This window comes from Paenibacillus sp. J22FR83 (assembly GCF_059691955.1).
The window spans coordinates 226,114-250,432 of sequence record NZ_JCAUAM010000005.1 but is presented as its reverse complement, the minus strand read 5'-3'; the positions used below and the strand labels follow the sequence as shown (position 1 = coordinate 250,432).

The following is a 24,319-nucleotide window of genomic DNA, read 5'->3' as shown; positions in this document are numbered from 1 at the left end:
CTGGAATGAGCTCTTGATTTACATACTGAATCGTTCGCGGTATCCGCATTTACGGCAAAGTTCCTCAACCACTTCGCGTCTGGAAAAGCCTTCGAACAGGCGATTGGCGCGCTCACCTTCGATAATGTCGGAGAAATTCGTTTGGTTAATGTTACCCAAATTGATAACCCCTTCCCCATCAAGACAACACGGGATTACCGTTCCGTCAACAAGAATACCCGCTTGATTGCGCAGCGCATGGCAGAAGCCAGGCCCCTCGATTTCCTCCGCTTTCAAATCCGGCCACTGAAACTCGTGATCCTGATTCAGATAGACACGATCAGCAAGCTTAACGCCAGTTCCGCGGACGAATTTCTCATCAATTTTGTAATCAAGCTCGAACTCCTTCTCTAGCAATTCAAGCACTTCGCGATTTCGATTCCGTTCCAAGTTCGTCTGATTATCGGTATCCAAATTCCATAATCGGAAGGAAATAATGACATTGGATTTCGCTACGATTTCCTTGGCAAACCGCAGGATACTCGTCACATAACCTTCCTTATCCTCAGAGCCTTCGTGACCATCAAAACTGTGCAGGGAGAAGTTCATTTGGCGAAGTGCTGGTTTATCGAGCAGCTTATGCCTATTTTTGTTAATGAGCGTCCCGTTTGTCGTGATGTTGACTTTGAAGCCCTTTTCGTGGCTTAAGTCTAGCAATTCATCGATTTTGGGATGAAGCAGCGGCTCGCCCTTTACATGCAAATAAATGTGATCTGTATGCGGTTTAATTTGATCAAGAATATTCGTAAACGTATCTATTTTGATGAAATTAGCTTGACGCTTCGTTTGCGGACAGAACGTGCAGGCCAAATTGCATACGCTCGTAATTTCAATATAAAACTTCTTAAACTTCTTCATGGTCGGACTCCGTTTCTTGTGCACTACTACTATGATAGAGGCTATTATACCAAGCGAAGCGGCCGAATGAAAGGTTTTCGCACTTTTTAGAAAAACACCTGAACCATCCAACCAATAAAGTAGGCGGACGGCACTAGAAAAACTTGCGCTAACAGCGTTCCCAAGAAGCGTGTTGTCATGAGTAAAGCGTATATTTTGCCTAGCTGCTTCCGTTGATCTTCGTCATGCAGTGCTTTATCGGTGATGAGACCCAATTGGGGGTCAATGAATATAGTGAGCAAAATCGTAGCAATTCCATTGATCAATCCGGATGCTTGGGAAGCTGTTGTTGCATGATCTGGCCATAAATGAGCCGCATAGAGTGAAGCAAGAACACCAACCGAATAGAATGCGGTGACGACAATATTGATGAATAAGAATCGTTTGGAAATCCCGAGATAACGGAATTGGCTGAGTTTCACTTTTGGCTTCTTAATATACTTGGTCGTGTTCTTCAGTTGGGAAATCGTGACATTCGTGAGCATCTTCGGCAGTGAACCAGCAAGCTCAAGACGAGCAATCACTCTAGCACTTAAGTTGATAAAAGTAGGAAATAACGCGATCGCGATAATCGTCCCAATGGACGATGCCAACAACGAGATGCGTAAATATCGCACCAAATCAAACGTTGGTTCACCTTTGGCATAATCCACAAAATTCGCCGTCATCGGAGCCTGAATCAAGTTCGCCGTGCGCGACACAAGTACGACAATGCCAACCAGCGACAGTGCTACTGCGAGTTTATTCACCCGCACACCCGCGTAACGAATCGAGTATGACAAGGTCTCGGCCGTATGGATAATCATCGTCAATACAAATACCAGAATAAGTGTGTTGATCATACGTAAGGTTCATCCTTTACTGGAGTTATGGGTGCATAAAACAACAAAAACCCGCCTTCTGTTAGTTACATCAGGTGGGTTTCTTGATGGTTATTTTGTAGATTGGATGGGGAGCAGTCAAGTTCAAGAGGAGCTTTCTACTTCGCAATTTGCGACCGGCCAACGCCGCACTCAAAATCACACTCCCCCCTCCGCGACTCTGTGGAATTAGATGGAAAATATGTAGTTAATTCTTCTGATTCCACCCAACTTTGCACTTTAAATGGAAAATATGTAGTTAATTTCGCAAGAATCATCGATTCCGGTGAATTCCATTGAAATTAACTACAGGAAATACAGTTAAATCGGATTTTGGTTCGAAAACGTGAAGATTAGCTGTTGATTTTACAGTTATTTGATTTAGTTTGTTAAAGTGATGCTGATGTTGAGTTGCTGTTGTGCTCATTTGCTGTGTGTTGTCGTGTTGATGCTAATGTGCTGATGTTGTTGAATTTGTTAATGTCATTAATGATTTTCCGTTTCGAATTTATGTTATTGATTTGTATTATTCGTGACGAAGGTCGAATTTCCTTTATTTGCCTTCGCCACAGCGCACGCTCATAACTGGAGCAAATGCTTATGCTTTGCGATCGTCTCCGTACCACAGTTCACGGAACGTAGGACTGTGTCGCAGCAGTTCATCCGACGTGCCTTCCGCTTCGATACGGCCATCTCTCATCACGATGATGTGATCAGCACGAGTTAGCGCAGTTTTGCGGTGCGAAACGACCAAGCACGTCGCCTCGCTGCGGCGCAGGAACATCCGCTCCCAGAGCTTCTGCTCCGTCTCGACGTCGAGCGCGCTCGACAGGTCGTCGAAGACGTACAGCTCGGCGTCCCGCACGAGCATCCGGGCTGCGGCCGTCCGCTGCGCTTGGCCGCCAGAGAGCTTCACCCCGCGCGGGCCGATGACCGTGTCCAGCCCGCCAGGCAGCTGCGCGACGTCGAACTCGAGCACCGCCGCGTTCAAAGCCTGGGGCAAGCTGTCGTCTTGCTCCGCTTGCCCGAGCAAAATATTATTGCGCAGCGTATCGCTGTATAACCGCGGCACCTGCGCGGTATAGGCGCTCTGCGGCGGTGTGAAGAAGGTGCCCGGATCCTCGACGGGCACACCATTCCACGCAATCGTTCCGCTCTCCTTGGGCAGCAGCCCAAGAAGGGAACGAACCAGCGTGGTTTTGCCTGAACCGATCGTTCCCGTGATGACGGTGAACGATCCTCTTTGCATGCTGAAGTGAATGTCAGCGATACCTCTGCCCGTATCCGGGTAGGTATAGCTGAGTCCATTCACTTCCAGTCGTTGCAGCGGAGGTGCAGCGACGCTGTCGTTCGCTTGATCTTGTTCTATTTTCACAGCAACCGAATCAATCTGCCCAACCCGCTCCTTCTTCAAATACAACGGCTTCACCATCGTCAACACCTTCGCTGACGCACCTTGCAACAAGAAAGTCAGTCGCTCCAGGGAAACACTCATTTGCTTAAAATACGTGATAAACTTCCCGACATTGGTAATAAACTGTGTCACGAAGGTCAAATAGTACACGAATAATGCCAGGTCACCGACGGTGAAAGTCCCTGCTCTCATTTTCGTCCCCGCCATAAGAAGCAAAAGTCCCGTTCCCAAATTAACCGAGTTCGAAAAGACAGAGTCTAACAATTCGCTCATCAGTCGATCTTTCAACATCGCCTTGCGACGTTGATCACCGAAGGAGCTAAACCGCTCCATCACTCGCTTTTCAGCGCCAGCCACTTGAATAGCTTGAACGTTGCCGAACATTTCGCTAATCTCACCCGTTACCTTGGAAGTGGATTCTCGACTCGCCGCACGATATTTCTGCAAACGTACAGTAGCTAATTGAGCAGCTGTGATAACGATAACGATCGGCATAAACACAAGAAGTGTCATTTGCGCATCAATGCGAATTAATATGTACCCAGAAACTAGAGCAAAACACGTCATCCCAAACACATCAACCGACCAGCTCGCGGCTTCCTCAGACTGATCCACATCATCGCGAAAATGACTGATCGCTTCCCCTGGTGATACAGGAATGGCTTGTGCACCTGGTTGCTTTAGTACATGCTCAAGCAGGTTGCGGCGAAGCAGCATCCCCATGCGAAAGCGGAAATGGACATCTGTGATGAATCCAAAAACGATCAGCAGAATCCTACCCAAAGCAGCTCCAATCAGCAATGCGATTAAACCCCACACGCCAAAGCTAAGCTTGGCATTTCCCGTCAACGTATCGAAAAATTCTTTTGTAATCAGCCCCGGAGCAATAGGAGCCAAATAAATGATCGTCCATGCGAAAGCATTAATGAAATAACGGAAAGGTTTATACATGATAAGCCCTTTTAAATACTGAAACGTCGTCATGCCAACACCTCCTCTAACCCTGTCGCGAGCAATTGGCTGAAGCGGGAATTCGAGTCTGCGGCTAGAACCTCTCTACGTCCTGATTCCAAGACACGTCCCCCGTCCAAAATAACAATATAATCCGCTCGCTGTACAGTGGCAAGTCGATGGGCAATCATGATGCAGGAGCGTTCCGTTAACAACTTGGAAACGGCTTTCTCCATACGTTGCTCCGTCAAAGGGTCCAGTCGTGATGAAGCTTCATCCATAATAACAAGTCCCGGGTTCGTCAAGAATACGCGGGCAAAAGCCAACAATTGCGCCTCTCCAGCAGATAAACTGCTTCCCCCTGATGCAAGCCCTGTATCCAAGCCCTCTGGCATCGCATCATACCAAGCCCCTAAGCCAAGTTCATGAAGCACCGCAACAATCTGTTCATCACGAATCGACTTATCATAAAAGGTTAAATTATCACGAATTGTCCCTTGGATGATTTCAATATTTTGGGTCACTAGTGCTACTCGCTTGCGCAGTTCGGCTAATTTGCAATCGCGGATGTCCGTACCACTGAGTGCAATTACGCCACTTTGTGGATCATAGAATCGCAATAATAATCTTGCAATTGTAGACTTCCCACTCCCTGTACGACCAAGTAGACCAAGCACTTCACCAGGCTTCAAAGTCATCGTCAAGTGATCAATCGTCGGTTGATCGTCATCGTAACTGAATACGACATCCTTAAAATCAACCCCAAGCGGTCCATCCGGTAACCCTGCACCAGGTCCATCTTGAATCTTGGACTTTATCGCGAAAAGCTCACGAATCCGGGAAATACTTGCATCGGCTTTTTGCAGATCTTCCATCTGTGTCCGAATCTTCTCAATCGGCTTAGCGAGTAATTCCGTGTAGAAGAAAATTAAGTACACCGTACCTAAAGATATATGATTGCCATGCCATAAATAGGCGCTGATCGCGAATGCCATCGCATTCCCTAATGCGAATACGAAGATCGACATGTTCCACATCGCACAGAAACCGAGGAAAGCTTTGACACGTAGAGGCAGCATTTTGCGGAGCATTGTATAGAAACGATTCATCACGAAGCGTACCGCACCGTTAGCGCGAATATCTTCCGTCCCCTCCAAATGCTCCCCGATAAAACCATAAAACTCCGCGTTCGCTTGCCGCCATCCCGCCCAAACAGGTACAGCAAAATTACGTATCCACTGAATTAGGTAAATCGCACAGACAACAAAAAGCGCCATTCCAGCACCAATTAACCAATTTTCCCGGAATAAAAGGACGAGAATACCCGCCATGAGCAGCACATTTCCGAATAAATGAATAATCATAGAGGAGAAGAAATTCGCAAGTGCATTCACGTCTCCATCCACTCGTTCAATCAGCGAGCCTGATGTATGGTTTTTATGAAATGACATATCTAACGACAAACAATGTGAAGCTAAATCTACGCGCAGTTTATTGGTCGTTTTCCAACCAACATTTTCGCTGAAATAGGTCGCAATCACAGATACCAACTGCTGCATCAGCGCAAATCCAATAAATAGGATCGCCGCTGTATACAGGGGCTGCATCGCGCCTTGTGACTGTGCCGTGTCAATAAAAAATCGGATAATTTGCGGATTAATCAGCTGCAGTCCTATTGAAGTGAACAACAGTAGCGTTAGTCCAATCAGCGTCCCCTTTTGAGGAAACAAATAGCGACCAAGCAGCTCGCGATATTGTCCCATAGAGTTGCTGTTTTTTCGGTTTGTCTTCATTGATATGGAGTCCTCCGTATTCCTCTCGACGTACACTCCATCATACTAAATTGACTCGATCCCGACAACGGACTCTTTGGCTAAAATGAAAAAAACCGCCGTTTTGGCCGTGGACATTGTAATAGTGATGATATTCATCACTATTGCGTGAGAGCGCAGCTAGTTTTAACACAGGTCCGTTCAATAGTGATGATTTTCATCACTATTGCGTGTGTGCGGAGCTAGTTTTGACACAGGTGCGTTCTTTAGTGATGTTTTTCATCACTGTTGAGCGTGGACACAGCTAGTGTTTCATTGTTACAGCTTCTTTGGCGGACGGTTGACCGCAGCTCCCACGCTGTAAGCGTGTTTTTCACCGTTACAGCTAACTCAGCACACGATTGCTCATAACTTAGCCTCCCCGCACGAAAAACCTGAGGCCCCTCCTCAGGTTCATCAGCCAAGCATGCAGATCACATTGGACATTTTGTAAAACTACCCTAGCTTTTCAATCATCCAAAACCACGTAAACTTTCCTCACAATTGCAGACCCTTTCGCACTTAACTGCAACTGATATTTCCAAGTTGCGACATCTCCCTAATCACAATATTTCCCCATTCCATTCTTGCGACTCCCACAACAAGAACACTTGTTCCATTTCCCGCAAAACAACCACCTAAGCCTTATTTTTACCCTGCGACAATAAAACATTAACGTAGTACTTCCTAGCATTGGCCGTCGTCAAATGCAGCTTCGCTGTTTCACCACCGGGATGTTCGAGATCCAGCCATGCCCCTTCGAGATCCTCAAGCACGCCGACTATCCTATATTGCTGCGCGACATAGCCGTCAAGCTTTTGCTTTTCCGATTGAAATAGCTCAAATTCAGACATGAGGAGCACCTCCTTGGTCCGTTTCCTTATTCAATTGGCTCATCCGCGTGGATGACGAAACGTATGTTCCCCTCTTGATGAATTGACCATTTCCGGCTTCGCCTACGAATTGCTTATCCTTAATCACATAAGCACCGCGAGACAGAACGGTCACCGGCTCCCCGGTAATTTCAAGACCTTCGAATGGATTGTAATCCACATTCATATGGTGGGTTTCGGCGGAAATCGTGCGCTTCGCATGCGGATCAAAAATCACCAAATCCGCGTCCCCGCCAACCGCAATCGTCCCCTTTTTCGGAAACAGCCCAAATAACTTCGCGCTTCGCGTCGACACGATATCCACGAACTGGTTCAGTGTAATTCGGCCTTTCCCGACCCCTTCAGAGAACAAAATAGAGAAACGATCCTCGATACAAGGCCCACCGTTGGGAATTTTGCTGAAGTCCCCGAGCCCTAAGTCTTTTTGACCATGCCAATTAAAAGAACACTGATCTGAGCCCAACGTCTGCAGTTGGCCCGTTTTCAACGCATTCCACAGTACGTCTTGGTGAAACTTCGGCCGTAGTGGCGGAGACCACACATATTTGGCACCTTCGAAATTCGGCTTTTCCAAATACGTTTGATCAAGCATCAGATACTGCGGACACGTTTCTCCCCAGATGTCGACACCGCGATTACGCGCTTCTGTAATTTGCTGTACAGCTTCTTCACACGTCACATGCACGACATAGAGCTGCGAGTTGGCTAGTTCTGTAAGCTTCGCAGCGCGCCCTGTCGCTTCACCTTCAATCAAGGATGGCCGTGTGAGCGCGTGATAAATCGGGTCAGTTTGACCCGCTTCAAGTGCTTCTTTGATTAAATACTCAATGACATCCCCATTCTCCGCGTGTACCATCACGAGTGCGCCATGCTTTTTCGCCTCAAGCAACGTCCTATATAATGTGCCGTCGTCCGCTTGGAAGACGTTTTTATACGCCATAAATACCTTAAGTGATGTAATTCCTTCATCATGAATCATGCTCGGGAGCTCAGCCAGCACCTCATCATTCATTTCGGCAATCATGAGATGGAAACTGTAGTCAATGACGGCTTTGCCTTCTGCTTTCTGATGCCACGTCTGTACCGACTCACTCAGCGGTTTCCCTTTATTCGTCAAGCAAAAATCAATTACTGTCGTCGTTCCGCCAAAGGCTGCGGCTATCGTGCCCGTCTCGAAATCATCTGCGGTGACCGTCCCGCCAAATGGCATATCCAGATGGGTATGCGGATCAATACCACCAGGAAACACATAGGTCCCCGTAGCATCTACAATCTCTGCACCTTCTCGCTCGAGATTCAAACCGATTCCAGTAATGACCCCATCTTCGATGAGGATATCACCTTGATAGTGATCCGTCGCAGTGACAATGGTTCCATTCTTAATGATTTTGGCACTTCGTTTGGCCATAGCTACACCGCCTCCATCTTATCGGTATCTTTTCCCTCAGCCAGCTTGGCAACAGCCGCTTGACGCTCGTTCCACGTCATGGGCTCTTCTGTCCCTTTCACCTCAACCATCGAGATCGCACCGTCTACAGGACACACAATCGCACATAAGTTACAGCCTACACAATCCTCTTCCCTCACTTGCAAAAAGGACTTTCCTTGCTCATCCGTATGTCGCTCAATGCATTGATGCGAGGTATCCTCGCAGGCAATATGGCACTTATTGCAATTAATACACGTTGCCGTGTCGATCTTCGCAACAATGGCATAGTTCAAATCCAAATTTCCCCAATCTGCATAACGGGGGACGGATTTCCCGATCAGTTCGGAGACGCTGGCTAACCCTTTTTCATCCAAATAGTTATTCAGTCCATCGATCATATCCTCCACGATCCGGAAGCCATGATGCATAGCAGCCGTGCATACTTGAACACCTGTTGCGCCCATGAGCATAAATTCGACCGCATCGCGCCAGGTAGAAATGCCGCCAATGCCGGAAATCGGAATGTTCACTCCTGGATTACGCGCGCAATCCGCGACCATATGAAGCGCAATCGGCTTCACGGCAGGTCCGCAATATCCGCCGTGCGAGCCTTTGCCGCCGACATGTGGAATCGTGTTCCACGAGTCGATGTCGACACCGGCGAGCGAGTTGATCGTGTTGATGAGCGAGATCGCATCCGCCCCACCGCGAACGGCCGCTAAAGCAGTGCTCGTAATATCCGTGATATTAGGCGTCAGCTTCACGATCACTGGTGTTTGTGCGGCTTCCTTCGCCCACATCGTCTGTGCTTCCACAAGGTCTGGTTGCTGACCAGATGCCGCACCCATTCCACGCTCCGCCATGCCATGCGGACATCCGAAGTTCAGCTCAAGACCGTCTACGCCAATGGCTTCGACCTTTTTGACGATCTCATGCCACTTCTCTCGCTTGGGCTCAACCATCAGAGATACGACGAGCGCATGATTCGGGAATCGCTTCTTCGTTTCATAAATCTCCTTCAGATTAACTTCTAGCGGACGGTCAGTGATGAGCTCAATATTGTTAAAACCAGCAACTCGCTGGCCGTTGAAATGTACAGCAGCGAAGCGTGAGGATGTATTAATGATGGGATCGCCAAGCGTTTTCCACACAGCACCTCCCCAGCCCGCTTCGAAAGCCCGCTGAACCTGATACCCGGTGTTCGTCGGTGGAGCCGATGCCAACCAGAAAGGGTTGGGTGATACAATACCAGCTAGATTCGTTCGTAAATCAGCCATGCTGAATCCCTCCTGATTCTGTAATTGCCCTACCTTAAGCTGATGCTTCTTGCCCCTTCACCAACTGTTTGTAAATCGCATACGCTGCCAATTTTCCCTGTTGGGCTGCTGATACGACCATTGCTTCCCCCTGTCCATCTCCAAAAATAACATCGCCAGCTGCGAAAACTTTCGGATTCGACGTCATGCCAGCAGCTGCATCTACCAGTGTCACCGTGCCCTGCGAATGAGAGAGTCCAAACTGTTCGATCAGGGACATATGCTTCGTCTGACCAATCGCCTTAATCACCGCATCTACTTCAATGACAAATTCGGAATCCGCAATAGGAACTGGACGTTTACGCCGTAAGTCATCCGTCTCCAGAAGCTCCATCCGAACACATTCAATCCCAATGACATTACCCGCTTCATCACCGAGGATCCGTTTCGGCGCCGTCAACCACTGAAAGGAAACCCCGTCTAGCTTCGCAAACTCGTATTCAAAATCATACGCCGTCATTTCTTCTTGCGTTCGCCTGTAAACGATTTGCACATGTTCTGCGCCAAGTCTAACAGAACACGTGGCCGCATCTATAGCTGTATTCCCGGCGCCAATCACCGCAACCCGCTTCCCCACGAAAGACTCATCGAGATCTGGGGCTGTTTTCGTCGACTCTACGAAATCTATCGCGTCATAGACACCGGTCAATTCTTCGCCATCGATGCCTAGCATAGGCACTTTAGACATCCCAACCGCAATCACCACAGCGTCGTAATCACTTAGCAATTCAGCAGCACTGACGTCAACGCCGACATGCGTGTTCATTCGAAACTCCACCCCCAGCAGCCGAACTTGCTCGACCTCCCAAAGCGAAATTTCCTGCGGCAATCGGAATGATACGATACCATACGTATCCAAACCGCCAGCTTGCTCCTTCGCTTCGAATACGGTCACTTTAAAACCGAAGCGGGCCAGTTCACGTGCTGCGGCGAGTCCCGCAGGTCCGCCGCCCACAATAGCGACAGTTTTCCCATTATTTGCCCCAGCTTGAAATAAAATCTGCTCATTCTTCATAGCCCAGTCCGTGGCATACCGCTGCAACTGACCTATTAAGATAGGCTTGGACGAATGATTGAGAACACAAGCCCCTTCGCATAATTCCTCCGTTGGACATACGCGCGAACACGAAGCACCAACGGGATTGGCATCCATAATGGTTCTGGCGGAGCCTTTTAGATTGCCGGAGGCAATCTTTTTAATAAATGAAGGGATATCTATGCCTGTCGGACAGGCATTCGTGCAAGGAGCGTCATAACAGAACAAGCAGCGGTTGGATTCTTCGATTGCTTCTTTGGGCTTCATCCCTGCCTTCACTTCGGCAAAATTACGCTTTAAATCCGTTAACGAAATAAAAGTCATCCCCATCTTCGCTCCTCCTCCCTCATTCAAAGTCGCCCTTCTGAACTACTTACGATCTTACGGGCGGTTCGGTACAAAAGCTCCGTCCCCCTTGTAATATCCTCTGGGCTCGCATATTCCTTCGGATTGTGACTGATTCCCTCCAGGCAGCGCACGAAAACCATGCCGTAATCGCACACGTAAGACATGGCCAATGAATCATGGAAGGGACCACTCATGAGCTCAGGCGGCTTCATCCCCATCAGCGCCGCTTCGGTGTGAAGCGCATTTTTAATCCAATTCGCACAATAGCGTGGCTCACTATTCGTATCTTCTCGAATCGTATAGGTGAGTCCATGTTCGCAGGCTACGTTCTCTATGACACTTAAGAGTTCTGCTTCAAGCACATTCCGACGATTAATATCGATGTCTCGCAGATCAATCGTAAAGCTGACCTTCTCAGGAATAATGTTGCGAGAATCAGGAAATACGGTAAGCGAACCAACAGTTCCAACTGTGGGCATCCCCGGTTCTCGGCGTACAAGCTCGTTAAGTGCAACGATAACTTTGGCGCTTCCGAGCAGCGCATCATGCCGCATCGACATGGGCACGGAGCCAGCATGACCTGCGAAACCCATCATGTCCACGGTGAGCCACAATGGACCAGAGATTCCGCTCACGATACCAATTGGCTCGTTCAACGACTCCAAGACTGGGCCTTGTTCAATATGCAGCTCCAGAAAAGCGCCAATCCGGCCTTCTTGGAACGAATAGTCTTCCATATTCGCTGGATCGCAGCCAAAAGCTATCAGTGCTTCTCGGCGTGTGATGCCGCTTTTGTCCGTACGTTCCAACTCTTCCGCTTCCAGTTTGCCGATCATACCTCTAACACCGAACAAGCCTTTATTAAAGCGACTGCCTTCCTCGTCACAGAAAGCAACTACTTCAACATTACACAGGGGTTTGACACCTTGTTCCCTCATCGTTTGCACAGCTTCTATCGCACCAAGCACACCGATTGCTCCATCAAATCGCCCTCCATACGGTTGTGAATCCACATGCGAACCGAGCATAAGTACCGGAGCCTCCGGATCACTTCCGCGCCATACGCCGATTAGGTTAGCGAAGGGATCGATGTACGCCTCCATCCCAGCTTCTTCCATCCAGGTTTTCACAAGTTCTACTCCAGCTCGATCTTCCTTCGAAAGAGCGAGACGGCAAACACCTGTTTCACCGATTTTCCCAATTTGCGCCAGATCATGAATGTGCTGCCCAAGTCGCTCTGAATTGATTTGGATAGGTGGCATTGTCGACAACTCCAATCATCCTTTCTCTTGCTCTTGCTCGTTACTAAACACACTGAGTAAGGTTTCAATAATGAAATTTACGTCTTCCTCCGTCGAGGATAATGGTGGACTGAGCGTAATGATATTCGCATAGCCCGGAACGGTATCCCCATTCTTGCCAACGAGCAGTCCTTTACTTTTGCAAGCTTGAATAATAGTAGTTACCCGTTCTACCGAAGCGGGAATCTTCGATTTCCGATCCTCTACCAATTCAATGCCCATCGCTGATCCGAAAATACGAATCTCCCCGACATGTGGATGCTCATTCAGTGGCTCTAATCGAGCCCTGAACGCTTGCCCAATCTCAGCCGATTGTTCTACAAGTCCCTCACGCTCAATAATCGTGAGATTCGTTATAGCGACTTGACAAGAAACAGGATTACCACCAAATGTATTGATGTGTCTAAAATGGCTAGTCGCTTCTTTCTCTTTGAAAGAATCGTATAACTCGGCCGATACAGCTGTCGCCGACAGCGGTGAGTAGGCGCTTGTTAACCCTTTGGCCATTGTGACAATGTCTGGTTTCACCCCATAATTCTGATGACCGAAGGGCCTCCCCGATCGGCCAAAACCGCAAATCACTTCATCTATGATCAATAAGACATCATATTTGTAGCAAATACTTCTAACTGCGGGTAAATAACCATCATGTGGAACGAGCATGCCACCCCCAGTAATAACAGGCTCCAAAATCACACCAGCAACGGAATCTGCGCCCTCCCACACGATGGCATTCTCGATCGCTTTGGCACATTGCAACGAGCAGGTCTCTTTCGTCTGACCGAAAGGGCATCGATAGCAATAAGGCGGAGGCACATGTTGAAAACCTACCCCAAGCGGTTCATATTTCAGCTTACGTTGCGCTTGACCGGTTGCACCCAATGCTCCCATAGAATTCCCATGGTAAGCGCGATGTCGCGAGATGAACTTATGTTTACTCGGTTTGCCATTCTGATGGTGATATTGACGAGCGATTTTGAACGCGACTTCATTCGCGTCGGATCCTGAATTGGAGTAAAAAATGCGGTACTCCCCTTGGAGCCATTCATTTAATTTCGCCGCTAACTCAATAGCCGGTATATGGGATTGAACCAAGGTTGCATAAGCAATTTTCACCATTTGATCTGCCGCTGCTTCAGCAATTTCACGCCTGCCATGACCGACATTCACGCACCATAAGCCTGACATGCCGTCCAAATACCGATGGCCATCCACATCTGTCACCCAACTGCCTTCACCAGAAGCGATAATCATGGGATTTTCATTATGAGGAGACATATGATGCCACACGTATTTGCGATCTTTCCCTAGCAGCTCCTCTTTAACCAATGGATCAACGCCATCTTGAGCACTCATAAGTAGTCCCTCCATCTCTCGTCCATGTGTACCTACTCTATTTCTATGTTGGTAATGAGGATGTCATCCCTAGCTTTTGTTGTTATTTTTCAAATGGTAGATTTGGTTATGACATAATTATTCTTAAAAAATGGGATTTCATGAATCTGCGTTATATTAATGTAATGTTTGGTGACCTATTTTGTTATATTATACCACAAGATTCATTGATTTCATTATACTGTCTGCTCCAAAATTTGAATCATAATTTGACATAGTGTAAGATTAATTGTTAATTTCCCTCCATGCTTCCGGGGTACCAGTACTATATATTAGCTGCACCATTGAAGTTACATAACTAATGTTATGTAAACTAATTCGGTCATCAACACTTATATCCAAATTTTGATCATACTCTCTAATTCTGCAATTTGATAGAATGTGTAAGTGGTTACACTCGACATCTAGGAGGAAGACGATGAAAAAGATTATGCTTACAACCGTTGTTGCAACCAGTCTCATGTTTGGTGGCATTGCGAATGCCGCACCTTCCAATACGTACATAGCCACGGATTCAGACACCTTCTGGTCCATTTCACAAAAGTTCAATGTGCCCCTATCCGATCTTATTACAAGTAATCCCAAAGTGAATGCGGACAATATTTATGAAGGCGTCATCATAACAATCCCTGCAAAAGCTGCTTCAAAAGCTAGCTGGGAAGTGAAAGCCGATACGATCATCGCAATCGGAATGAAACAGCTCGGTGTACCTTATGTTTTTGGGGGCAGCACACCGTATGTAGCTTTCGATTGCTCTGGTTTTGTTCAGTATGCATTTAATCAGCAAGGATTTAATTTGCTCCATTCCGCTGCCTTACAAAGTCAAATGGGAACACCTGTAGAGAAGAGTAACCTGCGTAAAGGAGACCTCGTTTTTCTGGAAGGAACCTATACAACGGGCGTTTCCCATGTCGCTATCTATCTAGGTAACAATCAAATTCTTCAAGCCGGAACAATGGGAACTAGAGAAGTGAAAGTCAGTACGTTATTTGGTACGCCTTATTATGATGCGCATTATTGGGGAGCACGCCGTTTAATTAATTAAAGCTACTTATTGTTATAAATAAACAGCAATAACCCAGTCAACATTCACTCCATTGGATGTTAACTGGGTAGTACGACCATTTAGCTCGTGACGGTTGGTTCTAGAACGGTCAGTTTATTCGTATATGTATCAAGTTCAGCCATAGCTCCAATGGGAATTGCTGCTTTATAATAGCCATGGGCCGTACTAAAGTTAGTCAGAAGTGGCTTGCCCAATGGTACAATAATGCCTGAAATCAAATCATTATATGAAGTTGAATAGGAAGTCGTACAATTCGTACATTGTCCCATCACAATTCCTACGCAATCTCGAAATTTCCCCGCCATAATTAATTGCGTCAGATAGCGGTATATGGTGTTCGTCGGCTCGTGTGTCTCTTCGAGGACGATTATCTTCCCCACTGTATCTACTTCGAAAGGAGTACCCAGTGTTCCAACGAATGAGGTGAGATTACCGCCTACAAGACGACCTCTCACCGTACCTTTCACAAGTCCATTCAGCGGCATCGTTGGTGGATTTTGAATGACTCGCGGGCTCACTAATGTGGAAGTCGCCGCATAAAACTGATCGAAATTATAAGCGGGTGTATTTGAGTTGAAATCAATCAACAACAAGCTTTGAAATGTGATAAGATTCGCAAATTGGAATAAAATATTGAGTAAAATCGTAATATCACTGTAACCTGTTACGATTTTCGGGTGACTATTAATCAGGGGATAATCGAGGAGCGGTAAAATATCCTTGACCCCAGTCCCCCCTCGCGTTGGCAGAATCATATTCACCTGGGGATTAATAAACATATTCATCAGATCTTCCGCTCGCTGTTCAGCCGTCGCTGCAACGATCCCTCCATACGCGTAAGCGTATTTGCCCACAACAACATTAAACCCCATATCGCCGAGGGTCGCTATTCTTGCATCGATCGTGTTCGCATCAAGTGGGCTTCCTAATGTAACAATGCCAATGGTATCTCCACTTTGTAAGATGGGTGGGCGTATTGCCATCGCTATACCTCCCTTCCAATGACATTGTGTTAAAAAGGAACTTCTCCCTCCATCCCTTTTATGTTTGGAATCAGAGAATTATGTCAACATCATCCTCAAATTCCCATCCCGACTGGAATAAATGCCGAAACACGATTCATTGCGTCTTGCTTTTGTTTATCTCCCACGTGGGTATAGATTTGAGTTGTTTGAATACTGGCATGCCCTAGCAGCTCTTGCAGCGTTCGGATATCCGTACCTGCTATCACTTGCATCGTTGCAAATGTATGTCTTAATTTATGACTGGATAATGATTTTCCCTGCAGCTCCAAAAATTGCCCTTTCAATTGTCCGAACTGCTTCTCTGCAATGGACTGAATCATTCGTATGCTGATGCGCCGACCAAACTGAGATACAAAAAACGGCTGCTCGTTCCCACTTCTCGCTTCCAATCGTTCAATCAGCGCGCGCTCAAGCACATGGACGATTTCGTTCGGAAGCGGAATGACACGCCACTTGCGCCCTTTTCCTAATACCATCAAAGAATTCGTCCCGCGATTGAAATCGGACATATTTAATCGGTGAAGCTCACTGACACGCAAGCCTGCATAGCTCATTAAGAGAAACATGGCCACATTGCGAATCTGGTATTTCCCTTCTATGGATTGTAGAAAGACTGAAAGCAGCTCCTCGCTTAGAAAGGTTGGAACCGAATTCTTCTCTACCTTTGATTTCTTGACTGTGATCGAAGGATTGTTCTTCACCACCTGCAATTCAATGAGCGCTGCGTAAAATGTTCGGATCGATGAGAGGTAGCGATTCCTCGCGGCATCTCCCGCCCCACCCTGGCGCATCTTCGTCAAGAATCGCATGATATCAATCGCCTCAATCGTAGACATCTCTTTCTCGCCGAGGCTCGTTAGAAATAAACGAACATCGCCTAGATACGCTTGTTGTGTTCGTTTCGTGAACCCTTGATCCTTCATCCAGGTATCAAAAAGCTCCAAATACTCATCATCATATGTGAATCTAGTGTCCATTCTAGTAAACTCCGTTCGTTACAAATTAAATTGCGTTAAATATAGATTTAGTGCAATTTTTTCGATGAAAAAATCGCTTATTCTTACACTCAGAACCAGCAGAATCTATCACTGCTTTTACTAGAGCGAAGAATAAGCGTAGTATTAAAAAAAATGTTCAGAGACCAGCTCTTAATCCCGCGGATATTCTACCTTCATAATATCCATGAAAGGAACCTTGTCCAACTCGCCGTTGCATTCCATATGTACGCGACCCGTACGTGAATCCATCGCTGCGATCGTGCCTCGCACTGTTTCTTCTCTCCCCCATACCGTTAACACAATCTCGGAATTCTCCATCTTCGCTTCCGACAACTGGTTCCCGATTTCTTCGAGAACGAATTCGTCGCGTGTTGGCCGTTTTGCTACTTTCGCTTTTGCCATCCCTTATTCTCCTCCATGTCCATCAATTCAATGGGCTGATAATTTCTTTCACACGACCGACTTGGCCATCAGTCAATCTTACTTTTATACCATGTGGATGTGTAGGTGAGTTCGTCAATACATCCTTCACAATCCCGCGTGTAAGTTTCCCAGTTCGTTGGTCTTGCTTTAACACAATGTTCACTTCTCTGCCAGGTACAACATCTTTCCGATTTTGTCCATTCATGCTGCGTAAGTCGCCTGCTTTCATGCCATAGTGTGATTAATTATACCATAGTTTCCCCATATACCCCATCTCAATGAAAGAAATGACTATTATTTTTAGTTAATATCATTAATAATTCATATCATTAATATAAATTAAAACTCTAATCCGACTGCCCCCCTACAAAATGTTAACCATTTTACGTGAGCATAGTTTCTCACTTATAATGAACATGTACGGAAGTTACAATCGTTTTAACTTTCATACTTAAATCACGGTGCCTACTCGGAAGGAATGCATGTTATGCCTAGGTTCATGGACGACACCATAAGTCCTTATCCACTTCGAATCATTACGTTACCTATCGATGCTAGCAAATTAAAATTACAATCCTTACGGATTCTGCATGTCGGACATCTGCCAGGACGGATTATGTTTCGCGGACACGCCAAGTTCGAGAGCTTTGCTATCGTCTATATCTCGGGAGGCAAGGGAACTTACCGAGTCAATGACGGTCCTGTTCAAAAAGTAGAAAGCGGCAGCCTCTTTTTCTTCCGTCCGAATCAGGTTTATCAATATGGACCCGACCCCGGAGGCTACTGGGATGAGTATTATTTTACACTTGAAGGCAGTCGAGTGAAGGAATGGCAGAGCAGTTGGTTAACGGATTTAGACCATGTGAAGCAAGTCGGATATGAAGATGCCGCACAACATAATCGGATTGAGCGCATTTTCATGGGGATGGAAAGTGGTATTCCTGCTAATATTGATCGAGCCGCTTTGCTGGTGGAGTCATTGTTATTCGAATTTATCCAGCGGGCTGAAGCTACGACAGAAACAACGAAGTCCGGTCAGTTCATCAACCTGATCAATGAGCTCAGCGATTCGTTATATCAACCATTTGATGCGCAAAGCATGGCCAAACGACATCACATATCACTCTCCACCCTTCGTAGAATCGTCAGTGATTATTCCGGATATCCGCTCAATACTTATATGCATAGAATGAAAATGGCTGAAGCCAAAAATGTTTTGTTGAATACGACGATTTCCGTAAAAGAAATCGCTGATTCACTAGGGTACAAAGATGTCTTCTATTTCTCCCGTATTTTCAAAAAATACGTAGGCGTCTCCCCCCATATCTTCCGGAATACGATGCATACCTAGAGCTAAATTTTTTCGGCTGCTTAGCACGACTTGTCACAGTGCCGCATATGATAGATTGAAAGCAAATCATCGTATGTGGAGGTGAATCAGACATGGCACTTACACTATCGGGTTTAATGCTTTATGCAATGTGGCTTGTCTTGGGAGTCATGGGTCTCAGCTTTGTAGTAGACTTGTTTAAATCGTTCTCTGCTGGCACGTTTTCTAGCGCTACGGTTACAAATTACTTGAGAGACCTTTTGTACTTTGTGTTCCCTTTATTCTTGCTTTCCAACATGATGCCGCTAGATCATACCGATTTCATTATCAAAATTGCCTATTATATCGGTGTACTTGGCGTCCTCTATAACTATGTTGGAGGCTATTTCAAAAAGTAAATCTGCAACCGCATTCACAACAGCTGCTGAGTCGCTCAGCAGCTTTTTTGTGCACCAAAAAAGCTGCTCACCCTAGGTAAACAGCTCTTTAAGCAACCTTTTAGAATCGAGGTAAGTTGGATAAATTATTGCTGGGATCTCCATCTGGATATGAACGCAGGGTTTTCTCGCCTTTCCGATTTACCCCGGTATTCGCATCTTCGATTAAATCCGCTTCCGTCATCTCGATGGCAGTCTGAACATCGACCACTTGACCATTTTGAAATTTCACAGCCTCAATACTGCCATTTTCATAATGAACAGACTGGATCATGGCTTTATTCGGATCAATCGTATGCGGACCATTATTACGTTGTCGCGGCATAAGTGAAATACCCTCCTTTATCTCCGTGCAAGTTGTTCAACCCCACACAAGTGGGGCCTAGTTCTAGCTTCAAGCAGACTTATTACTATGATTGAGATTGTGACTCACTCTGAGATTTCATTTCCTGTTTCAAATCTTCCGTCTTCTGCTGCGCTTGTTTGATTTGATTTTGAAGTTCCTCTACTTGCTGTTCGGCCTCCGAGAGTGCCGCTGCTGTAGCTTGCGAATAAATTTGCTGAGCAACTTGCAAAGTTTGTTCAGCAGCTTGCTCTGCTTTTTGGGCAACATCTTTGATTTGCGCTAATCCCAGTTCCTTTTGTTGCGGCATGGCAATACCCCCAGCTGATGTTTTGCATACCCAATTAATGTAGGCAATGAAGTTCAATTTTATTCGGGCAAAAGGTAAGCATGTGTACTTAATTGTTCAGCTAAAAGATTCGTCGGTATGATGAATTCCGGTGTCCCCATGTAGCCTGGCGTAATCTCATATTTTTGAAACACAATAACAAGCTTGCCATCCTTATTGATGTAGAAACTTTGATTCTTCTTAATCGATTTGAAGTAAAAGTTCACCTCGTTCGGAACGCCATCCACCCAGTACACTTTGGAAGGATCCTCCTTCATTCGTTGAATCATTTGTGCCTTCAGATAGTCACTAATCACTTGAATATATCCTTCATCTTTAAATAAGCTCGGTAGCGTGATTAGTAACTGATTCTTCTTATCAATCGTGTCATACTGAAAAGTTGTTGACGACGATGCAGCCGTGTTCACAACATATCTGCCTACAGCGAAGATTTGGTCATTGTCAGTTTTAACAACATAGCCACTATCTACGCCAAGGTGCCCTTCGAATCCACTCTCTTTCAACTTTTCAAGATCTTTCATGAAATCAGTGTACAGTTTCTTACTTTCGTCCAAGTATTTCGTATTCAGGGACTCCTCTAATGCTTTATTATCCAAATTAGTGATGATCGGCACTTCAACTTTTGCCTTATTTGCACCATCATCGAACTGATATTCTCGAAAGGTGAGGACTTGGATCAGTTTGCCAACGACAGGCACATCCGCTAACGACCCTGCGAATGCTGGACTCGTATTAAGTCCCGCAACAAATATAATAACTGCTGCCGCGGCAGCTACGGATGACCATTTCAAATGCTTCCTCGGCTTTTTACTATGTTGCTTGATCGCTTGATTGACTATGAAATCGAGTTCTGCAGGAATAGGTATGTCCATATAAGTTTGTTTCATTTGTTCTAACTTCTCGTCCATGGTTAATTAACCTCCACAAGCGTATCATCGTTCATTTTAATCCGTAGAAGCTTAAGTGCTTGGTACAGCCTTGTCTTAATCGTACTCGAATTTTCTTTTAACACATCTGCAATTTCATCGATCTTCAAATCTTCAAAATAGCGAAGCGTAATCACAGAACGATATATGGTCGGTAAATCCTCTAACGCTCTCTCTAAGTCAATATTCGTGTAGGCATCTTCACTGCCAGGCGTTATCGCCTCCATCGTTACATCATCCATAACAGTAAGCTTCTTGTGTTTACGCAAGAAATCTAATGACGTATTGACGACAATCCGGTAAAACCAGCTTTTAATGGCCACCTGGCTTTTCAATGAATCTGAGGCTGCAAAAGCTTTCTGGATGGCTTCCTGCACGATATCGAGTGCATCCTCTTGATTTTTCACATAACTGTAGGCAAGACGATATACGTTCTCCTTATGTTCAGTAATACAAGAAATAAGTTCAGTTTCTAGCTTCCTATTCGTAGTCATATCGGTGATGACGCTCCTTTTACCGCGCGGTTAATCAGAATTGAATCATGTTGTAGCTAAGACGATACAGGGTGCCAAATAGTTTGATTGGGATGCCTACCATTTTCGGGAAACCACTGGTATACTAACACCAAGACGCTTGTGAGGTGAACCGCCATGAATATAATTAAAGTCAAAGACCGCCATGAGTTAGATCGACGTGTCCCTTCGATGCCTTGGTATATTGAGAAATTTATTAATTATAAGCTTCCTGATCTGTCTCCTTCATCACTGCTTGAATATGTACGTGATTATGAAATTTTCCTCTCGTGGCTTCTAGCCGAAGGACTTAGCACTGCGACAGCAATGAATCAAGTTCCCCTAGAGGACTTAGAGCGATTACATATGGACAGCGTGAATAATTTTCGCATGTTCCTTGCGACTCGTAAAGCACAAGCTAATGGAAAAACTACGATTAACCGCAAATTATCAGCGCTTCGATCCTTATTTCACTATTTAAGCCAAATTGCTGAAGATGATAATTTCTACCCGCTGCTCAAACGGAATGTGATGGCCAAGGTTGAGATTAAACGTGCGCACAAAGCCAAAGATAGCGCAGCAAAGCTCGAAGGGAAGTTGCTGCAAGAAGAAGAAATTGCCGAGTTCATAGCTTATGTCAAGGAAGGTTATGAACATGATGTCGCAACGAATAAACAAGCACTATATGCTTATGAGTTAAATAAAATCAGGGATGCTTGTATTGTGACCCTCATCCTGAATTCGGGTCTTCGTGTATCTGAAGTGTTTAACCTAAATGTCGATGATATCGATATGAAATTAAAGCTTGTCCATGTATACCGCAAAGGTAAGAATGACGATACGTTCAAAACGCCCGTTTATTTCCGTCTAGATGCCATTCAGGCCATCACGGACTATCTAAATATTCGCTCGTCCCGATATAAGCCAGCCAAAAAAGAAAAAGCCCTCTTCGTTGCCATAGCCAATGGCAAAAAAGAAGGCGATCGTATGACGAAACGAGCCATTCAAGAACTAGTGATCAAATACGCGAAGCGGTTTGGCAAACCCTACTTATCTGTACATAAGCTGAGGCATTCTTTCGCCACAGATTATTATTTACAGAATGACTTATACAAAACGCAAGAACAGCTCGGCCATGCCTCTCCTGAGACTACGCAAATTTATGCGCATCTCACGGATCGTACGATGTCTGAAGCAATTGACAAGCGTGCAGATGCTTAGAGTTGTTTATCTCTCCTACACTCACTGTACTTGTGTAAATTAGCCTGCCATATTATTGATGGAATGAATGGTATCGAATACGGATATATGATCTACTTTTCCAGTGGATTTGGGAATAATAAATTTAAGTTGAAATTCTTGTGAAGCTTTATAAATATAAATGGTATCATCACCATTGACTTTGGTATCAGTTGGTTTACCTAAGGCTTGTTCAATCTGGCTTAACGTCAGCGTGTGCAATTTGGGATCATTCGACCGAAGATCTATGATTTGACTTCCTTTATTAAAACCAATCACAGCATTCTTCTTCGAATAGGTTGCATATATGCCGCTTCCTGCTGATTCTGTCTTATCGGCCTTCCCCCACGATTTCTCGACATCATCAGTTAGATTAGTATTGGCCGCAAATGGAATGCCGTCAACTTTACCTGATTTGGCAAGCTCAAACATATCTTTTACTTGCTTAGACACCGTACTAGCACTGGTAGAAGACGATGCTGCCGGCGAAGAAGATGGTGCTGCTGAAGGGCTCGCAGTAGGACTTGCAGTGGGGCTAGCAACTGCAGTTGATGTAGGTGTAGCCGATGGTAACGAGCTCGGACTTGGAGCCGTCGTATTGGACGCCGGCTCTTGTGTTGAAGAACATGCCGATGCTAGAAGCATTGTCGACAAAATCAGTGTATATATCGTAGTTTTTCTCTTGTATGTTTGCATCGTAAAATCTCCTTTAATCGATTTAGTTACAGTTTACTAACGAAGTACTGACAAGAAAAGTTGCAACTCACGAAATAAAACAAACCATAGGGAATAATTCCCTATGGTTTGTTTGGTTCCATCCCTAATCATCCGTCGAAACGGCAAATTTACTTCAGAATTTTCTCAATTGCTGCTAATTCATCTGCTGTAAATTCCAGATTTTTGAGCGCAGCAACATTCTCTTCAATTTGTGACACGCGGCTTGCGCCAATCAAAGCTGATGTAACACGTTCGCCGCGAAGCACCCAAGCTAGCGACATCTGTGCTAAACTTTGACCACGAGCGTTCGCCAACTCATTCAATTGAATAATTTGGTTAAGCTTCTCTTCTGTAATATCTTTCTCTTTCAAAAATTGGCTCTTTCCGCCAGCTCTTGAATCCGCTGGGATTCCGTTCAGATATTTATTCGTAAGCAAGCCTTGAGCGAGCGGACAGAATGCGATACTGCCTGCACCGAAATCATCCAATATATCCTGTAATCCTTCTTCGATCCAGCGGTTCATCATGCTATAGGAAGGCTGGTGAATAAGAAGAGGTGTTCCCAATCCTTTGAGAATGGATGCCGCTTCTTGCGTTTGCTCCGCTGAATAGTTGGAAAGTCCAACATAGAGCGCCTTACCTTGACGGACGATAAGATCCAATGCTGCCATTGTTTCTTCAAACGGTGTGTTCGGATCTGGACGATGGGAGTAGAAAATATCGACATACTCTAGGCCCATTCTTTTCAAACTTTGATCTAAGCTAGAGACCAAGTATTTCTTGGAGCCCCACTCACCATAAGGCCCTTCCCACATGTGGTAGCCCGCTTTTGTCGAAATGATAATTTCATCACGATAAGCCGCGAGATCACTTTTCAGCACACGTCCCATTAACTCTTCTGCAGAACCTGGCGGCGGTCCATAGTTATTCGCTAAGTCGAAGTGTGTAATACCCAAATCAAATGAACGAAGCAGCATGGCTCTTCCGTTCTCATGGTAATCTAACCCTCCGAAATTATGCCACATGCCAAGTGATATAGCTGGCAGCTTAAGCCCCGATTTCCCTGTACGATTATATTTCATTTCTGCATAGCGAGTTGAACTTGCTTGATAGACCATGATTGTCCTCCTTCATCATTCTAAAACCTTCGTTATTAGGCAGGAATTGTATGTATTCACTAAAGTTTTCACATCTTTCCTGCTTCCTATGTACCAGTATAGTTCAAGCTTCTCGACAAAAAAAGAACTGAAAAAAACGTGTCTTA

General features: G+C 45.6%; 24 protein-coding genes. 4 read left to right on the top strand and 20 right to left on the bottom strand.

Features of this window, described 5'->3' with window-relative positions; genetic code table 11:
• Positions 1 to 18: 18 nt before the first annotated feature.
• The 10 genes from AC58PV_RS11645 to AC58PV_RS11600 all read right to left on the bottom strand — a co-directional run bounded on the left by AC58PV_RS11645 (position 19) and on the right by AC58PV_RS11600 (position 13,651).
• Complete coding sequence (locus AC58PV_RS11645) at positions 19 to 897, bottom strand: radical SAM/SPASM domain-containing protein (protein WP_497432395.1); 879 nt, start codon at positions 895 to 897, stop codon at positions 19 to 21.
• An 86-nt stretch (positions 898 to 983) separates the two neighbouring features.
• Entirely contained in the window at positions 984 to 1,778 is a 795-nt protein-coding gene (locus tag AC58PV_RS11640) for a lipid II flippase Amj family protein (protein ID WP_497432394.1), read from the bottom strand.
• A gap of 616 nt (positions 1,779 to 2,394) precedes the next feature.
• On the bottom strand, positions 2,395 to 4,194 hold the full coding sequence (locus AC58PV_RS11635) for an ABC transporter ATP-binding protein (RefSeq protein WP_497432393.1): 1,800 nt from the start codon (positions 4,192 to 4,194) through the stop codon (positions 2,395 to 2,397).
• Entirely contained in the window at positions 4,191 to 5,954 is a 1,764-nt protein-coding gene (locus AC58PV_RS11630; protein ID WP_497432392.1) for an ABC transporter ATP-binding protein, read from the bottom strand. The genes AC58PV_RS11635 and AC58PV_RS11630 overlap by 4 nt, the downstream gene beginning before the upstream one ends.
• 656 nt (positions 5,955 to 6,610) lie before the next feature.
• Positions 6,611 to 6,826, bottom strand: a complete 216-nt coding sequence (locus AC58PV_RS11625) for a hypothetical protein (protein ID WP_497432391.1) — start codon at positions 6,824 to 6,826, stop codon at positions 6,611 to 6,613.
• Positions 6,819 to 8,273 (bottom strand): dihydropyrimidinase, encoded by a 1,455-nt coding sequence (hydA, locus tag AC58PV_RS11620; RefSeq protein ID WP_497432390.1) that lies wholly within the window; start codon positions 8,271 to 8,273, stop codon positions 6,819 to 6,821. Before hydA ends, AC58PV_RS11625 begins: the two co-directional genes overlap by 8 nt.
• Positions 8,274 to 8,275: 2 nt before the next feature.
• Positions 8,276 to 9,571, bottom strand: coding sequence for an NAD-dependent dihydropyrimidine dehydrogenase subunit PreA (gene preA, locus AC58PV_RS11615; protein WP_497432389.1), 1,296 nt, complete (start codon positions 9,569 to 9,571; stop codon positions 8,276 to 8,278).
• 34 nt (positions 9,572 to 9,605) lie between these two features.
• The gene (locus AC58PV_RS11610) at positions 9,606 to 10,976 is read right to left on the bottom strand and encodes an NAD(P)-dependent oxidoreductase (RefSeq protein WP_497432388.1); all 1,371 of its coding nucleotides are present in this window, start codon (positions 10,974 to 10,976) and stop codon (positions 9,606 to 9,608) included.
• Positions 10,977 to 10,996: 20 nt separating this feature from the next.
• Positions 10,997 to 12,256 (bottom strand): M20 family metallo-hydrolase, encoded by a 1,260-nt coding sequence (locus AC58PV_RS11605; protein ID WP_497432387.1) that lies wholly within the window; start codon positions 12,254 to 12,256, stop codon positions 10,997 to 10,999.
• Between the two features lie 15 nt (positions 12,257 to 12,271).
• A complete protein-coding gene (locus AC58PV_RS11600) occupies positions 12,272 to 13,651 on the bottom strand; it encodes an aspartate aminotransferase family protein (RefSeq protein ID WP_497432386.1) in 1,380 nt (459 codons plus the stop codon).
• A gap of 457 nt (positions 13,652 to 14,108) precedes the next feature.
• Between AC58PV_RS11600 and AC58PV_RS11595 the strand changes: the two genes are divergently transcribed.
• Positions 14,109 to 14,735 carry a C40 family peptidase gene (locus AC58PV_RS11595; RefSeq protein WP_497432385.1) on the top strand — a complete coding sequence of 209 codons (627 nt, stop codon included), beginning with the start codon at positions 14,109 to 14,111 and terminating at the stop codon, positions 14,733 to 14,735.
• An 80-nt stretch (positions 14,736 to 14,815) separates the two neighbouring features.
• Here the strand turns inward: AC58PV_RS11595 and AC58PV_RS11590 are convergent, their stop codons facing one another.
• The 4 genes from AC58PV_RS11590 to AC58PV_RS11575 all read right to left on the bottom strand — a co-directional run bounded on the left by AC58PV_RS11590 (position 14,816) and on the right by AC58PV_RS11575 (position 17,407).
• Positions 14,816 to 15,739 carry a S66 peptidase family protein gene (locus tag AC58PV_RS11590; RefSeq protein WP_497432384.1) on the bottom strand — a complete coding sequence of 308 codons (924 nt, stop codon included), beginning with the start codon at positions 15,737 to 15,739 and terminating at the stop codon, positions 14,816 to 14,818.
• Between the two features lie 95 nt (positions 15,740 to 15,834).
• Complete coding sequence (locus AC58PV_RS11585) at positions 15,835 to 16,758, bottom strand: tyrosine-type recombinase/integrase (RefSeq protein ID WP_497432383.1); 924 nt, start codon at positions 16,756 to 16,758, stop codon at positions 15,835 to 15,837.
• A gap of 171 nt (positions 16,759 to 16,929) precedes the next feature.
• Positions 16,930 to 17,181 (bottom strand): YolD-like family protein, encoded by a 252-nt coding sequence (locus AC58PV_RS11580; protein WP_497432382.1) that lies wholly within the window; start codon positions 17,179 to 17,181, stop codon positions 16,930 to 16,932.
• A gap of 22 nt (positions 17,182 to 17,203) precedes the next feature.
• Positions 17,204 to 17,407 carry a YwbE family protein gene (locus AC58PV_RS11575; protein WP_497432381.1) on the bottom strand — a complete coding sequence of 68 codons (204 nt, stop codon included), beginning with the start codon at positions 17,405 to 17,407 and terminating at the stop codon, positions 17,204 to 17,206.
• A 282-nt stretch (positions 17,408 to 17,689) separates the two neighbouring features.
• Between AC58PV_RS11575 and AC58PV_RS11570 the strand changes: the two genes are divergently transcribed.
• Both AC58PV_RS11570 and AC58PV_RS11565 read left to right on the top strand, forming a co-directional pair.
• Positions 17,690 to 18,553: an AraC family transcriptional regulator gene (locus tag AC58PV_RS11570; RefSeq protein ID WP_497432380.1), complete on the top strand. Its 864-nt coding sequence runs from the start codon at positions 17,690 to 17,692 to the stop codon at positions 18,551 to 18,553.
• 92 nt (positions 18,554 to 18,645) lie between these two features.
• Positions 18,646 to 18,930 (top strand): hypothetical protein, encoded by a 285-nt coding sequence (locus tag AC58PV_RS11565; RefSeq protein WP_497432379.1) that lies wholly within the window; start codon positions 18,646 to 18,648, stop codon positions 18,928 to 18,930.
• Positions 18,931 to 19,030: 100 nt separating this feature from the next.
• On the opposite strand, the gene AC58PV_RS11560 is transcribed toward AC58PV_RS11565, so the two are convergent.
• The 4 genes from AC58PV_RS11560 to sigV all read right to left on the bottom strand — a co-directional run bounded on the left by AC58PV_RS11560 (position 19,031) and on the right by sigV (position 21,081).
• Positions 19,031 to 19,294, bottom strand: coding sequence for a DUF3892 domain-containing protein (locus tag AC58PV_RS11560; RefSeq protein ID WP_497432378.1), 264 nt, complete (start codon positions 19,292 to 19,294; stop codon positions 19,031 to 19,033).
• A gap of 85 nt (positions 19,295 to 19,379) precedes the next feature.
• Entirely contained in the window at positions 19,380 to 19,622 is a 243-nt protein-coding gene (locus AC58PV_RS11555; protein ID WP_497432377.1) for a hypothetical protein, read from the bottom strand.
• Positions 19,623 to 19,681: 59 nt separating this feature from the next.
• Positions 19,682 to 20,569: an anti-sigma-V factor RsiV gene (gene rsiV / locus AC58PV_RS11550; protein ID WP_497432376.1), complete on the bottom strand. Its 888-nt coding sequence runs from the start codon at positions 20,567 to 20,569 to the stop codon at positions 19,682 to 19,684.
• 2 nt (positions 20,570 to 20,571) lie between these two features.
• Positions 20,572 to 21,081, bottom strand: coding sequence for an RNA polymerase sigma factor SigV (gene sigV, locus AC58PV_RS11545; protein ID WP_497432375.1), 510 nt, complete (start codon positions 21,079 to 21,081; stop codon positions 20,572 to 20,574).
• 156 nt (positions 21,082 to 21,237) lie between these two features.
• Between sigV and xerS the strand changes: the two genes are divergently transcribed.
• Positions 21,238 to 22,320: a tyrosine recombinase XerS gene (gene xerS, locus AC58PV_RS11540; RefSeq protein ID WP_497432374.1), complete on the top strand. Its 1,083-nt coding sequence runs from the start codon at positions 21,238 to 21,240 to the stop codon at positions 22,318 to 22,320.
• Between the two features lie 39 nt (positions 22,321 to 22,359).
• Here xerS and AC58PV_RS11535 read toward each other — a convergent pair whose 3' ends face one another.
• Together AC58PV_RS11535 and mgrA are read right to left on the bottom strand one after the other, a co-directional pair.
• Positions 22,360 to 23,034, bottom strand: a complete 675-nt coding sequence (locus AC58PV_RS11535) for a YjgB family protein (RefSeq protein ID WP_497432373.1) — start codon at positions 23,032 to 23,034, stop codon at positions 22,360 to 22,362.
• Positions 23,035 to 23,183: 149 nt separating this feature from the next.
• Positions 23,184 to 24,173, bottom strand: a complete 990-nt coding sequence (gene mgrA / locus AC58PV_RS11530) for an L-glyceraldehyde 3-phosphate reductase (RefSeq protein ID WP_497432372.1) — start codon at positions 24,171 to 24,173, stop codon at positions 23,184 to 23,186.
• Positions 24,174 to 24,319 lie beyond the last annotated feature (146 nt).

Bases quoted from the DNA above. Each gene is read 5' to 3' on its own strand.
- AC58PV_RS11645 (WP_497432395.1), bottom strand. From the start codon at position 897: ATGAAGAAGTTTAAGAAGTTTTATATTGAAATTACGAGCGTATGCAAT.
- AC58PV_RS11640 (WP_497432394.1), bottom strand. From the start codon at position 1,778: ATGATCAACACACTTATTCTGGTATTTGTATTGACGATGATTATCCAT.
- AC58PV_RS11635 (WP_497432393.1), bottom strand. From the start codon at position 4,194: ATGACGACGTTTCAGTATTTAAAAGGGCTTATCATGTATAAACCTTTC.
- AC58PV_RS11630 (WP_497432392.1), bottom strand. From the start codon at position 5,954: ATGAAGACAAACCGAAAAAACAGCAACTCTATGGGACAATATCGCGAG.
- AC58PV_RS11625 (WP_497432391.1), bottom strand. From the start codon at position 6,826: ATGTCTGAATTTGAGCTATTTCAATCGGAAAAGCAAAAGCTTGACGGC.
- hydA (WP_497432390.1), bottom strand. From the start codon at position 8,273: ATGGCCAAACGAAGTGCCAAAATCATTAAGAATGGAACCATTGTCACT.
- preA (WP_497432389.1), bottom strand. From the start codon at position 9,571: ATGGCTGATTTACGAACGAATCTAGCTGGTATTGTATCACCCAACCCT.
- AC58PV_RS11610 (WP_497432388.1), bottom strand. From the start codon at position 10,976: ATGGGGATGACTTTTATTTCGTTAACGGATTTAAAGCGTAATTTTGCC.
- AC58PV_RS11605 (WP_497432387.1), bottom strand. From the start codon at position 12,256: ATGCCACCTATCCAAATCAATTCAGAGCGACTTGGGCAGCACATTCAT.
- AC58PV_RS11600 (WP_497432386.1), bottom strand. From the start codon at position 13,651: ATGAGTGCTCAAGATGGCGTTGATCCATTGGTTAAAGAGGAGCTGCTA.
- AC58PV_RS11595 (WP_497432385.1), top strand. From the start codon at position 14,109: ATGAAAAAGATTATGCTTACAACCGTTGTTGCAACCAGTCTCATGTTT.
- AC58PV_RS11590 (WP_497432384.1), bottom strand. From the start codon at position 15,739: ATGGCAATACGCCCACCCATCTTACAAAGTGGAGATACCATTGGCATT.
- AC58PV_RS11585 (WP_497432383.1), bottom strand. From the start codon at position 16,758: ATGGACACTAGATTCACATATGATGATGAGTATTTGGAGCTTTTTGAT.
- AC58PV_RS11580 (WP_497432382.1), bottom strand. From the start codon at position 17,181: ATGGCAAAAGCGAAAGTAGCAAAACGGCCAACACGCGACGAATTCGTT.
- AC58PV_RS11575 (WP_497432381.1), bottom strand. From the start codon at position 17,407: ATGAATGGACAAAATCGGAAAGATGTTGTACCTGGCAGAGAAGTGAAC.
- AC58PV_RS11570 (WP_497432380.1), top strand. From the start codon at position 17,690: ATGCCTAGGTTCATGGACGACACCATAAGTCCTTATCCACTTCGAATC.
- AC58PV_RS11565 (WP_497432379.1), top strand. From the start codon at position 18,646: ATGGCACTTACACTATCGGGTTTAATGCTTTATGCAATGTGGCTTGTC.
- AC58PV_RS11560 (WP_497432378.1), bottom strand. From the start codon at position 19,294: ATGCCGCGACAACGTAATAATGGTCCGCATACGATTGATCCGAATAAA.
- AC58PV_RS11555 (WP_497432377.1), bottom strand. From the start codon at position 19,622: ATGCCGCAACAAAAGGAACTGGGATTAGCGCAAATCAAAGATGTTGCC.
- rsiV (WP_497432376.1), bottom strand. From the start codon at position 20,569: ATGGACGAGAAGTTAGAACAAATGAAACAAACTTATATGGACATACCT.
- sigV (WP_497432375.1), bottom strand. From the start codon at position 21,081: ATGACTACGAATAGGAAGCTAGAAACTGAACTTATTTCTTGTATTACT.
- xerS (WP_497432374.1), top strand. From the start codon at position 21,238: ATGAATATAATTAAAGTCAAAGACCGCCATGAGTTAGATCGACGTGTC.
- AC58PV_RS11535 (WP_497432373.1), bottom strand. From the start codon at position 23,034: ATGCAAACATACAAGAGAAAAACTACGATATATACACTGATTTTGTCG.
- mgrA (WP_497432372.1), bottom strand. From the start codon at position 24,173: ATGGTCTATCAAGCAAGTTCAACTCGCTATGCAGAAATGAAATATAAT.